The sequence below is a fragment of the Bacillus sp. LNXM65 genome (genome assembly GCF_002998575.1).
In the GTDB taxonomy this organism is placed as follows: domain Bacteria; phylum Bacillota; class Bacilli; order Bacillales; family Bacillaceae; genus Bacillus.
In genome coordinates this window covers 312,331-324,095 of sequence record NZ_PVRB01000003.1, presented here as the reverse complement: position 1 = coordinate 324,095, position 11,765 = coordinate 312,331, and the positions used below count along the sequence as shown (strand labels likewise).

The 11,765-nt window shown below is 41.5% G+C and carries 13 protein-coding genes; 4 read left to right on the top strand and 9 right to left on the bottom strand.

Features of this window, described 5'->3' with window-relative positions; translation table 11 throughout:
* Positions 1-48 precede the first annotated feature (48 nt).
* The 3 genes from essB to C6Y03_RS07695 all read right to left on the bottom strand — a co-directional run bounded on the left by essB (position 49) and on the right by C6Y03_RS07695 (position 2,005).
* Positions 49-1,362 (bottom strand): type VII secretion protein EssB, encoded by a 1,314-nt coding sequence (essB, locus tag C6Y03_RS07705; protein ID WP_106039123.1) that lies wholly within the window; start codon positions 1,360-1,362, stop codon positions 49-51.
* 14 nt (positions 1,363-1,376) lie between these two features.
* A complete protein-coding gene (yukD, locus tag C6Y03_RS07700) occupies positions 1,377-1,616 on the bottom strand; it encodes an ESX secretion system protein YukD (protein WP_003213579.1) in 240 nt (79 codons plus the stop codon).
* A gap of 95 nt (positions 1,617-1,711) precedes the next feature.
* The gene (locus C6Y03_RS07695; protein ID WP_003213769.1) at positions 1,712-2,005 is read right to left on the bottom strand and encodes a WXG100 family type VII secretion target; all 294 of its coding nucleotides are present in this window, start codon (positions 2,003-2,005) and stop codon (positions 1,712-1,714) included.
* 405 nt (positions 2,006-2,410) lie between these two features.
* On the opposite strand from C6Y03_RS07695, the gene adeR reads away from it, so the two are divergent.
* From adeR to C6Y03_RS07680, 3 genes are all read left to right on the top strand, one after another.
* Positions 2,411-3,640 carry a sporulation transcriptional activator AdeR gene (gene adeR / locus C6Y03_RS07690; protein ID WP_034659848.1) on the top strand — a complete coding sequence of 410 codons (1,230 nt, stop codon included), beginning with the start codon at positions 2,411-2,413 and terminating at the stop codon, positions 3,638-3,640.
* A gap of 110 nt (positions 3,641-3,750) precedes the next feature.
* On the top strand, positions 3,751-4,887 hold the full coding sequence (gene ald / locus C6Y03_RS07685) for an alanine dehydrogenase (protein ID WP_060597226.1): 1,137 nt from the start codon (positions 3,751-3,753) through the stop codon (positions 4,885-4,887).
* 114 nt (positions 4,888-5,001) lie between these two features.
* Positions 5,002-5,598, top strand: a complete 597-nt coding sequence (locus C6Y03_RS07680; protein WP_106039122.1) for a biotin transporter BioY — start codon at positions 5,002-5,004, stop codon at positions 5,596-5,598.
* A 66-nt stretch (positions 5,599-5,664) separates the two neighbouring features.
* Here the strand turns inward: C6Y03_RS07680 and C6Y03_RS07675 are convergent, their stop codons facing one another.
* The 3 genes from C6Y03_RS07675 to C6Y03_RS07665 form a co-directional block, all read right to left on the bottom strand.
* On the bottom strand, positions 5,665-6,441 hold the full coding sequence (locus C6Y03_RS07675) for a sporulation protein (RefSeq protein WP_106036547.1): 777 nt from the start codon (positions 6,439-6,441) through the stop codon (positions 5,665-5,667).
* 177 nt (positions 6,442-6,618) lie between these two features.
* Positions 6,619-7,947 (bottom strand): Na+/H+ antiporter family protein, encoded by a 1,329-nt coding sequence (locus C6Y03_RS07670; RefSeq protein WP_106039121.1) that lies wholly within the window; start codon positions 7,945-7,947, stop codon positions 6,619-6,621.
* Positions 7,948-8,088: 141 nt separating this feature from the next.
* Complete coding sequence (locus tag C6Y03_RS07665) at positions 8,089-9,579, bottom strand: leucyl aminopeptidase (RefSeq protein ID WP_106039120.1); 1,491 nt, start codon at positions 9,577-9,579, stop codon at positions 8,089-8,091.
* 326 nt (positions 9,580-9,905) lie between these two features.
* On the opposite strand from C6Y03_RS07665, the gene C6Y03_RS07660 reads away from it, so the two are divergent.
* Positions 9,906-10,382 (top strand): divergent PAP2 family protein, encoded by a 477-nt coding sequence (locus C6Y03_RS07660; protein ID WP_034659857.1) that lies wholly within the window; start codon positions 9,906-9,908, stop codon positions 10,380-10,382.
* Positions 10,383-10,424: 42 nt separating this feature from the next.
* Here the strand turns inward: C6Y03_RS07660 and C6Y03_RS07655 are convergent, their stop codons facing one another.
* The 3 genes from C6Y03_RS07655 to C6Y03_RS19160 form a co-directional block, all read right to left on the bottom strand.
* Complete coding sequence (locus tag C6Y03_RS07655; RefSeq protein ID WP_106039119.1) at positions 10,425-11,069, bottom strand: 3D domain-containing protein; 645 nt, start codon at positions 11,067-11,069, stop codon at positions 10,425-10,427.
* 99 nt (positions 11,070-11,168) lie between these two features.
* A complete protein-coding gene (locus tag C6Y03_RS07650) occupies positions 11,169-11,489 on the bottom strand; it encodes a YuiB family protein (protein WP_034659859.1) in 321 nt (106 codons plus the stop codon).
* Positions 11,490-11,570: 81 nt separating this feature from the next.
* Complete coding sequence (locus C6Y03_RS19160; RefSeq protein WP_159049984.1) at positions 11,571-11,696, bottom strand: YuiA family protein; 126 nt, start codon at positions 11,694-11,696, stop codon at positions 11,571-11,573.
* Between the last annotated feature and the right edge of the window lie 69 nt (positions 11,697-11,765).

Genomic DNA, 11,765 nt, shown 5'->3' with positions numbered 1-11,765 from the left:
CTCCACCTCCTCATGGGACAGCAGCAACTGTCAGTTGTATCGAAAGAATTATTTTTTCTCATCTTTTTTCGTCTGAGAGGTTTTCTTTTTCGCTTCAGATTCTTTCTCTTTTTTCTCTTGATCGGCTTTTGACTGCTCTTTTTGTTCAGCTGTTTCATCTGTTTGGCTTGCGCCCGAGGAGTCGTTGGTGCTTGTCTCCGTTGTTTCTTTTTCTTCATATTTCGCCATTTCCTTAATAATCGGGTCTAGCTGTTTTTGTTTTTCTTCTGCAGTAAGACTGTCATCGTTTTGAATGTCATTGCGGTAGGCGACGAGTGCCGTGAATATGTACCGGTCGTCTCCAAGTACACGTGCAATATCAAGTGCTTCCTTGCTATTGCCTTGTCCAATATGAATCCAGAAAAGGAAATATTGCGGATCAGTCTGTAATGTGTATGTATCTGTGATTTCTTTTTTATGCTGATCGAGTAACAGGTTGCCTTGATTCGTTTGTACATACGAAATGGCCAGTTCATATTGAAGAGAGACCGGCATTTGATTGGCTGAATATTTTTCTAACGTATCCACCACTTGGCTGTACTGTTTGTTGAGATAATATTTGTTTGCCTCGACATACGCTTCTTGTTTCGGCATCGCAAAAAAGAAGGTGTAAATGGTGTACACCAATGCCGGGATTAATAGGACAAGCAGACCTAGTCCGATATATCGTTCGATCTTCCATTTCTTTTTCGGAATGGTTAATAGCGTTTTCTCTTTCGTTTCAATCGCTTCGATTTTTTGCTGAGTGAGGGCAGACAATTCTTCCAGCGACTGCGTTTCAACGATTTCTTTTGCCAGTTCAGATAATTTCAGCGTCTCACTGTATGCCACATATTCCTGAAACTGATATTCATGGTCCACCACTCGAAGAATGATAGCTTTGACTTCTTTTAATAAACGATGCTCATCCGTTTCATATGGCGGAATGCTTTCTTTGACGCCGTAATGCAAAAATGCAGGAGCTAAGCCTTGATGAAAAACAATGTTTTCAGGAGATACAATAGGATGCAGCCGCTTCACGTCGTGTTTGCAAACTGCATCGACAAGCTGGTATGAAAAAATCCATTTGCTTTTTTCATCCTTTGCATGGATGAAACGAAATTCCTGATAGGCAGGAGGCGGTTGAATCGAAATGATGACCTCATCTTCAGTTAATTGAATCTCTTTTTTGAATGAAGGATTGATGTCTTTGATCGGTGCCGCTTCTAAACCGTCTAAGAGTTTAATTGTCTCTCTTTGAAAAATGAAGCTGTAGGTGCCACCCTCTTTTTTCATAACTGCTTCTAATTGTTCTTCTAAATAGGAACTCTTTTTATCTGCCATTTACAAAAGTCCTTTCATAGTATTTCCAGCCTGTCTCCTGTGGTGATTCCACAGTCTGACAGCTTATATTCGCCTGAAAACACAGCTTTCTTATTGACTACTCGCACCCAGCCGCCTTCTCGCTTAGGAAGTGAGATTTGTTTTGCCTGCCAGGCGATATGGATGACTTGTTTAATATGTAAATAATTTGATAGTCTCAAATCAAACACACTGCCATCATAATTTTTTAAGTCGATGGTAATATCGATATACACAAATTTCCACCTCACAAAATAGAAAGAGCGCCGGCATCCATTGACACACTCGGCGCTTTTTCTGCTTTTCACACTTAGAAAGGAAATCCCTTTGATTAGCCGCGGATTTGGCTTGCGATGTCTTGGTCAGTGCTTTCAAGTGTATTTGCCGTTTGATCAAGCTGATTGCTGACATCTGTTAATAGATCAGACATTTTGATGAATGAAGGCTTTAACTGCTCGTATTGATCAGCAAATGCTTCACTAGAAGCACCTTCCCACATTCCTTTTAAATCAGAGATCATTCTATTTAGACGATCAACTTGGTTTAACACTTCTTGACTTTCAACACCATATTGCTTAGCGGTCGCTCTTAGTTCTTCTGGGGTTACGCGAATAATTCCTGACATATTCCTCATTACCTCCCGTGCATAGCCGCCATATAATGGGCTAATCCACTTATTTTTTGACGTTATTATTATAAAAACAGAAATGATACACAGTCAAACAAATCTGTTTTTATTTTACAAAATGAGTCTATGGAATTACTGTTTTTTCGCTTTTTATCTAGTATTTAACATTTTTTTGGTCATATATTCTTAATAAGTGTAGACACACTTCACTGAATCTTTCCGCCTATTGATTTATTACTACGTTATTATTGTACTATTTCTTTTTCGCCTACTTTTAGCATCGATGCGCTCGCTTCTCAGAGCGATCTCTTTTTTAAATTTATGGCATTTTGTTATTGATTTACGTACCTCTTTCTCTTCATAATGTAAGTACGTGAAATATTCGAAAAAGCAGGGGTTTTTATGACAAAAAAGACAGATCCATTTAAGTACAGCCTTGATCGTTTAGAGGATGTGGCAGACCAAATTAGTGATGTGCTCAATTGCCCTATTACTATAGAAGATACGCATCATCGATTGTTGGCTTATAGCACACATAATGATTTTACTGATCCCGCCAGAACTTCAACCATTATCTCCCGCCGGGTACCGGAAAAAGTCATTAATCGGCTTTGGAAGGACGGCATCATTCCTACACTCCTTAAAACAGACGAACCGCTTCGTGTCCCTCAAATTGCAGAGGTGGGTTTATCTAGCAGGGTTGCCATTTCAATCTGGAAGGACAAAGAAGTACTCGGTTTTATCTGGGCGATTGAGTCCACACAGCCTTTTTCAGAAGAAGAAATGGACCTTCTGAAGATGGCAGCACATGCTGTTAAAAACAAATTACTTAACTTACAAATTCGCAAAACGAAAACAGAAGAACGCAATCAGGAGCTTTTCTGGAAGATGCTCACAGGTCATATTCATGAAAAGGATGAGATGCTAGACCTATTTTTAAGACTTGGCATCAGATGTCCAGACACGTATGCCATCATCATCTTCCGCCTTCGTGACGAACTCACAGAAGACACTGAAAAAAAGCTATCTTACCTGCTTGAAACAACGCAGCAAGTCCAAGTGCTGTTAACAACTGTTGATTTTCACGAATTCATTATTCTTGTCTCACCCAAAACGGAACACCCGCTGCACGATATTAAACAATTCACAAGCGGCATGCTGCAGCAGCTGTCTGACCGTTATCATATCCATCACGTTCAAGCAGCGATTGGTGGAATTTACGATAACATCTCTTATATTCAGCCTTCCTATAAAGAAGCACTGGCTGTATTAAAAACAAAAGAGCGCTTTCCTGTTGAAACCGAACGTTTACACAGTTTTTCTGAACTTGGTATTTATCAATATTTAGATGTCCTCGCTGAAAAACGAAGGGGCTCATCTTACTCCAGTTACTCTTTATCAAAGCTGGAAGATTACGACCTGAGGCATCATTCCAACCTAGTCGAAACCCTTGAACGATTTATTGACTGTGACAGCAATGCCAATATTGCCGCAAAGCAATTAAACATCCACATCAATACATTGAATTACAGATTAAAACGTATTACAGACATTGCAGAAATAGATTTAAAAAACATGAATGAGAAAATGACCATATACCTTGATATGAAGCTTAAAAACGTCCATTTGTGAAATTTCACAAAGAGGCGTTTTTTTATTTTTTATTTCAACCGAAGCATTTTTTAAACATTCAGGATACACTAGACATACAATATGAATAGATAAGCATGGGAGGAATAAACATGATCATCGGCATTCCGAAAGAGATTAAGAACAATGAAAACCGAGTGGCATTAACACCAGGAGCAGCTTCTCAATTACTTTCAGCTGGACATCAGATTTTAATTGAAACAAACGCTGGTTTTGGAAGCGGATTCACTGATGACGATTATGTATCTGTTGGTGCAGAAATTCTTGATCAAGCGAAAGATGTGTGGGCATCTTCTGATATGATCATGAAGGTAAAAGAACCATTACCTGAGGAATATTCATATTTCAGAGAAGGACTCATCTTATTTACGTACCTGCATCTTGCCGCAGAGCCCTCCTTGGCTGAAGCTTTAAAACAAAAAGGCGTCACAGCTATTGCTTATGAAACAGTAACGGACGGAACATCACTCCCTCTCTTAACACCAATGTCTGAAGTGGCAGGAAGAATGGCCGCTCAAATCGGTGCACAATTTTTAGAAAAGCCAAAAGGCGGTAAAGGCATCTTGCTCGCAGGCGTACCAGGGGTATCAAGAGGGAAAGTCACAATTATAGGCGGCGGTGTTGTTGGAACAAACGCAGCGAAAATGGCGATTGGACTTGGCGCAGATGTCACTCTTATTGACGTAAACGCAGAACGCTTGCGTCAGCTGGACGATCAATTTGGTCATCAAATGAAAACGTTAATGTCTAACCCTGTCAACATTGCAGATTCAGTCAGTGAGGCAGACCTTCTCATTTGTGCGGTGCTGATCCCAGGTGCCAAAGCACCAACGCTTGTGACGGAAGAAATGGTGAAGCAAATGAAGCCTGGTTCCGTCATAGTAGACGTAGCGATTGACCAAGGCGGAATTGTTGAAACAATCGATCATATCACAACACATGATCAGCCTACTTATGAAAAACACGGTATTTTACATTATGCTGTCGCCAATATGCCTGGAGCCGTTCCACGGACATCGACTGTTGCTTTAACGAATGTCACCGTTCCATATGCGCTGCAAATTGCTAATAAAGGCGCTGCAAAAGCCATTCAAGAAAACAAAGCCATCGCAGAAGGTGTCAATGTCATGAACGGACATATCACATATGAAGCCGTCGCTCGTGATCTCGGCTATGATTATGTGCCTGTTCATCAAGCGATCGATGCGTCTTCTATGACAGAAGCTTAATACAGACCCGCCCTTTTCATGGGTGGGTTTTTTGTTAACCAATAATAAAAACAGGTTGACAAATACTTCTCATCCCCTTAATCTATTTGTACAGATAAGACAGGGGGAAACATCATGCAACAGAAAACAAAAACCGCTGATTTTGTGCTAGTCGGAATGTTTGCTGCACTCATGGCGATTGGAGCCAATATCACATCCATTGTGCCGTTTTTGCAGGTCGGCGGAATTCCACTTACAATGCAGCCGTTTTTTTGTGTACTTGCTGGTCTCTTACTCGGCAGACGGCTTGGCGCATTGGCTATGATTGTATATGCCTTAGTTGGAATTGCTGGTGCACCTGTATTCGCACAGTTCTCAGCGGGCTTTGGGGTTATTTTAGGCAAAAGCGGTGGTTTTGTATTATCGTATATTCCTGCTGCCTGGCTAGCTGGATTCATTTTAGAAAAAAGAAAAAATCCTGGCTTTGGCCGCTTTTTGCTTGCAGCTATTGCAGGTACGACCGTCATGTATGTGATCGGAACGACTTATACGTACCTCGCATTAAATGTGTGGCTGAATGCACCCATTTCCTATCAAACCACATGGTTGTTTATGATCTGGTTTATGGTGAAAGACTACGCATTGACCATATTACTTGCGATGATGGCACCTAAAATTTATCGCTCTGTTTCAAAAGCCACGTCCTTTCGAAAACAACAAGCCGCATCATAAGGGCAGACATCATCTACAAGTCGCATAGAAAAGAGCCTGTCTCCATTCAGGCTCTTTTTCCATCATTTATTCAGCGTATTGATCGATGATTCCTTCTAGCATTCCCTCAAGCACTTCTACATCTTCAAGATCTGCTGGACTGAAGCGGTAGCGTACCAGCTGTTCTCCATCGTTATACATCTCCTCAAGCCACCCTCTGAGGCCTCTTGCTCTGCGGTCGACTTCAAACACAATGTCTAAGCCGCCTTCATCTATCAGAAAAATCAGCTCTAGCTCATCAAGCATATAGCGATAGTAGTCTGATGTCGGAATAAACTCAAATTCTTGAACAAATGGCAGACGGCGCTGGAAGTAAGGCGCTTGTTCACAGTCTGCTTCGTTCAGGTGGAAGCCAAGATTTCTAGTGGCCTCCAGTACATTTCTCACCCAAGGATGTGCTTCAACGAAAATGCGGTCATAGTCAGATTTATCGATTCCTCCTTGGATATCAAGGTCTGTCATTACTGCAATTTCTACTTTTCCGATCGTCATCGGGGTATCGATAGGAAGAATAAATGAAAACGGAAATTCATGCTTTTCTCCAGGCTGGATGGTAAAAGAATCCGTCACCCGTAAAGTAAAGATATTCACATATTTTCTATGCTCTTCATCATCTTTCACAATCACATACTGTGTTTGAATCTTGACATTGATATAGCGGATGTCCTGAGAGATTTTCCCGCCCTTTACATGGACGGTTCCCCTTACCTCTTGTCCTGGATAATAGGCGTTTTTCTCCAAAATAGTATCTACTTTCGCTGCACCAATCCCAGCACTTGCCGCTAGCTTTTTAAAAAATGACATCTCTCATCTTCCCCTTTTCATTTTTATCAGCATATATACGTAAGAAAGAGAAAGAAAGATTCATTTAATTCATACTTTAGACCTAATTATTTTTCACCTTCAGAAAGTGAACAAATGGATAAAACATCACAAAAAAAGCTTATAGAAAAAACAACGTTTTCTCTACAAGCTTTCATGTTAAAGAATAATTGCCGCAAGCCAGCCGAACAGGACAAGCGGAACATTATAAAATACGAAGGTTGGAACACAAGTACCCCAAATGTGGTGATGCTGTCCATCCATATTCAACCCAGATGTCGGTCCAAGCGTACTGTCACTTGCAGGTGAACCTGCATCCCCAACAGCCGCAGCTGAACCAATAATGGCAATGGTGGCTAGTGGGCTAAATCCTAGGTGCATACATAACGGAACAAAAATGGTTGTAATGATTGGAATCGTCGCAAAGGATGAACCGATCCCCATTGTCACAAGTAAACCAACTAATAGCATTAAAATGGCCGCTACGCTTTGATTGTTTCCAATGAACTGAGAAGATGCTTTCACTAGTTGTTCAATATCTCCTGTTTTCGTTAATACGTTGGCAAATCCAGCCGCTACAAGCATGACAAAGCCGATAAATGCCATCATATTCATCCCGGAAGTAATCAGCGCATCCGCTTCATCTCGTTTCATCATGCCTGTGGCAAACAGAACAAGAAGGCCTGCCAGTGCACCGAAGATCATTCCTTCCACGCCAAGGCTCTGAGATAAATAAAGCTGGACAATAAGCGAGACAAGGATAGCCAGCACTGCAAGCAATAAGCTCTTTTTCGTATAAGCTGATTTCTCTACGTCCGTGATATCTCGATCCTCATATACCCTTGGTTTCCGATACACGAAAAGTGAAACAAGCAGCCCGAGCACCATGCCCCCTACAGGAATAAGCATGGCTAGTGGAACATCTGATAATTGTACAGTTAATCCTGCCTCTTTCATGTTATCAAGGAGCATTCCGTGGAAAATCTGTCCAAAACCGACTGGAAGTAAAATATATGGTGCAGTGAGTCCGAAGGTCATGACACACGCTAGCAGTCTGCGGTCAATTTGAAGCTCGTTAAACACTTTTAATAATGGCGGAATTAAGACCGGAATAAAGGCAATGTGAACAGGAACGACGTTTTGTGAAAAACAAGATACGATCAAAATCACAAGAATGATCAGTACTTTTGATAATGTTTTTCTTCTTGAGTCGCCTTCTTTTCCTAGAAGCTTCACTGCTCCTTCAACCATGGCATCTGGAAGACCCGTTTTTGTCAGCGCCGCAGCAAATGCCCCTAAAAGTGCATAGCTAATGGCAACTGTCGCATTTCCTCCGAGCCCGTCAGTAAAGGCTTCCACTGTTCCTCCCAGGCCTAACCCACCTGCAAGTCCGCCAGCTAAAGCACCGAGTGCCAGCGCAATCACGACATTGACCCGCAGCAAGCTTAATATCAACATTAAAATAACCGCTAAAACAACTGCATTCATGGTGAAACCCCCGAAATCCTTTAGTTTACTAATGTAGTAGATAATTAAAGTACCAACGTATGTTACCATAGAAAATTTTCTTCGTCAAATGGCGTATGCCCTACATAAAAAAAGCTCCGCCATTTGGCAGAGCCTGATCCTTTATTTCTTTCCTTCAAATCGTTCCACAAATGTGGCCAATGACCGTACCATCACACCTGTCGCCCCTGTTGGCCCAAAGCATGAAGGCTTTTCTGTTGTTGCTGTTCCTGCAATATCTAAGTGAACCCAAGGCGTATCCTCAGCGAATTCACCAATGAATGCTCCTGCCATGATCGCATGACCATCGCGGCCTGGTGAGTTATTGAGATCCGCCATTTTGCTGTTTCGTACGCGCTTTTTATCTTTTTCAGTGATTGGCAGCTGCCAAATCATTTCACCGCATTCTTCTGATGCCTCTTTAAACTGAGCATATAGTTCATCGTTATTCGTCATGACGCCTGTTGTCTCATTTCCAAGTGCCACAATGACCCCGCCTGTTAATGTGGCCACGTCTACAAGGACAGAGGCACCGTGCTGCTTCGCATATGTCACACCATCTGCTAAAACAAGACGTCCTTCTGCATCCGTATTCAGCACTTCGATTGTTTTACCGCTAAGTGACACAATGACGTCATCCGGTTTCATGGCGTCAGCTGAGATCATATTGTCTGTCGAGGCAATGACAGCAATGACATTTTGCTCTGGGCGCAGTTCACCAATGATTTCCATGGCGCCTAAAACAGAGGCAGAGCCGCCCATATCTGTTTTCATCCCAACCATACTGGCTCTTGGCTTTAAAGAATAGCCACCAGTATCATACGTGATGCCTTTACCAACAAGCCCGATAACGTCTGTCCATTCTTCCTTGCCTTGATATTTCAGAACGATCAGCTTTGGTGGTTCTGTTGAGCCTCTATTGACAGCTAGAATCCCGCCCATGCCGAGCTCTTCCATCTGTTCTTTATCTAAAATTTCAATCTCAAATTCGTATTTATACGCAAGCTCTGCCGCGTACGAAGCCAGATCAGAGGATGTGAGCATGTTCGGCGGCATATTCACAAGGGTACGGGCCGAATTGACGGACTGTCCGTAGACCTCGCCCACTTTCAGACTTGCCTGAATTTCAGCTGTATCATGATCCGTCGTTGCATAAACAAACTCGATGAAGCGATCCGGTTCATTTGTTTTATGTTTAAAATCTTGTAATTCATATGTAGCTAAAAGGCAGCTTTCAGAAAGGGCATGGGCTGCATCTTGGGCAGGCAGATCCTTTCCAATAAACGTATCCAGCAAGACCGAAACCGCTTGCTTTTTATCTTGATGGAGCTTTTTAAATAAATGGGCAAACCCTTCTTTTGCCTCTTCAAACGTGTAATCTGATTCCTTCCCAAGTCCGACAAAATAAATGCGTTTGATGCCTGTCTCAGGGGATGGGAAAAACTTCGAAAGCTGATTTCGTTTAGATGAAATATCGCCTTCTTTTAATAATTCAGTGATTCTTCCTTCAAGTAATTCATCCATTTCTTTTGCTTTTCCTGATAATTGGCTCTTTTGAAAAAGTCCGATCACCAGTGTATCTTTATGTTGCAATTCATTTGTCGAGAAAAACATATTTATCACACGCTCCTTCAATGAACTCCATTTTTCACATTGGAACTTCTATTATATCAAAATTTACGTGCCTATACGATCATTGCCAGTTGTCTTTACTTGATGAACATTTATATTTTCACACGCGGAAGGGCATCATGAAAAAAGCGATGAAAACTTGAGCAGCCCGCCTGCATTCTCCTCGTTCCACATCTACTTTCTTTAATGTTATAATTGAACATGGACTTGGCAGCATTTGATACTGCTATCATTTTTTCATCTTACTAGGGTATACAGTCCATCATTTCGCACCATATTTTTTCTTACAGAGAGGATGTTTCTTGTTCATGAGCGTACTGATGAATTTTCCGCTGCTTGCCAGCCTTGCAGCCATCTTTTTTGCTCAATTTGTAAAAGTACCGATTCAATTTATCATTTCTAGACGACTAGATTGGTCGCTCATTACAAGCACAGGCGGAATGCCAAGTTCACACTCCGCAGCCGTAACAGCACTCTCAACAGCAGTGGCTTTAGAGCACGGGCTAGATACATCTATCTTTGCCATTTCCGCCATCTTTGCCATTATTACCATGTTCGATGCGACAGGTGTGCGCAGACAGGCAGGAGAACAGGCGACTGTACTTAACAAGCTGGTGACAGATTTTAACCGATTTGTTTCTGAAGCAAAGAATTTCCCGAGTGCAGAAGAAAAAGAAAAGCAAAAGAAATTAAAAGAGCTTCTTGGTCATAAGCCGATTGAAGTCTTCTTTGGCGGCTTAACAGGGATCTTACTGACACTCATCTTAGATTATTACTTCATGTAGAAGCGAAAAAAGCTTTGGACCTAAAACTTGTCCAAAGCTTTTTTATTCTTTATTGGCTTGAAACTGCTGACGGAACACTTGCATTGATTCTGCTTCATTGAGCTGGTTTAAGTCTTTTTCCGTTAACGTCCCTTCGCCCTTTTTGATGATATACACATCAAGCACTTTTTTACCCCATTCTCTATACACATCATCTACGGTTTCATAGTATAAATCAAGCTTATGACCTTTAATGGCTTTTCCCGTATCTGCGACCACTCCGTAGCCATAGTTTGGGATAAACAGCACGGTTCCAATCGGAAAGACTGATGGGTCTGCTGCCACAGTTGAATATAAGTCACGTTTCACTTTGACGCCTGAATATGTAATGCCATATGCATGGTGTTCCTTCGTTTTACCTGTTGATTCCACACCTGCTGTATAACCTGTGGCGACAACCTTTTGCTTCGGGTAATCGTTCCAATTAAACGCTTCTTCGAGAGAAACAGCCCGCAAGTCATCACTTTTGAGTGCCATCGTTTCCCTTTTTTGCTGTTGGAAAAAAGAAGATACTTGCTTGCCAGGGTCAGTCTCTTTCACCCAGGCAGCTAAATCACTTGGTTCAACTCCAGATATGCCCGTAAAGCTTGTCAAGAGAGCAAGCATGAAAAGGGCTGTCATGAACAATCGTTTCATCCATGTTTTCATCTTTATTTGTCACTCCTCTACCCATCTATTTGTTTCCAAACAAAATGGAAACTATGCAAAGGAGAAACAAAAAAACCCACTTGCATGTCTACAAGTGAGTTAAAACATTTGATACCCTCTTTTTCGAAGTGCATTGATGACAAAACCTGATGCAATTGCACCAATCAGACCGCTTAACAAGATAATGATATCTGCCGCAGCGAGAGAGACAATGCGTTCTCCTATCCCTGAAAAAGCAATGCCCGGTTCTCTGACATAAGCGATCATCTTTTGATTATTGATAATGAAAAGGCATACAATTGGATATAAAATAGCCATAATCCATGACATTCTGAGCAGCATATTGAGCAAAAAGCCAATGCCGAAGAATAACACGAAAAATAAAATAACTGAAATGATAACGACTGGTAAACTGATCACTTCAACTCCACCCCCAAATATCCCATCATTAGTTTAACTTGGAAATAGAGATGAAGTCAATCAATGGAAAAAGCAGATGGATTAAAGCTTCTTTCCTGTCCCTTTACATTCCTCACATGTTTCAGATCCGCCGAGCAATAGCTGAAAATATCCTTTCCCCGAACAATATTGACAGGTAGACTTCTTTTCTTTTGTCTGTGCATTCATATTGCTCACTCCCTTAATCTAAATTTTCTGATAATTTATCATACCATACTTTACTGCCGATGACCAAGT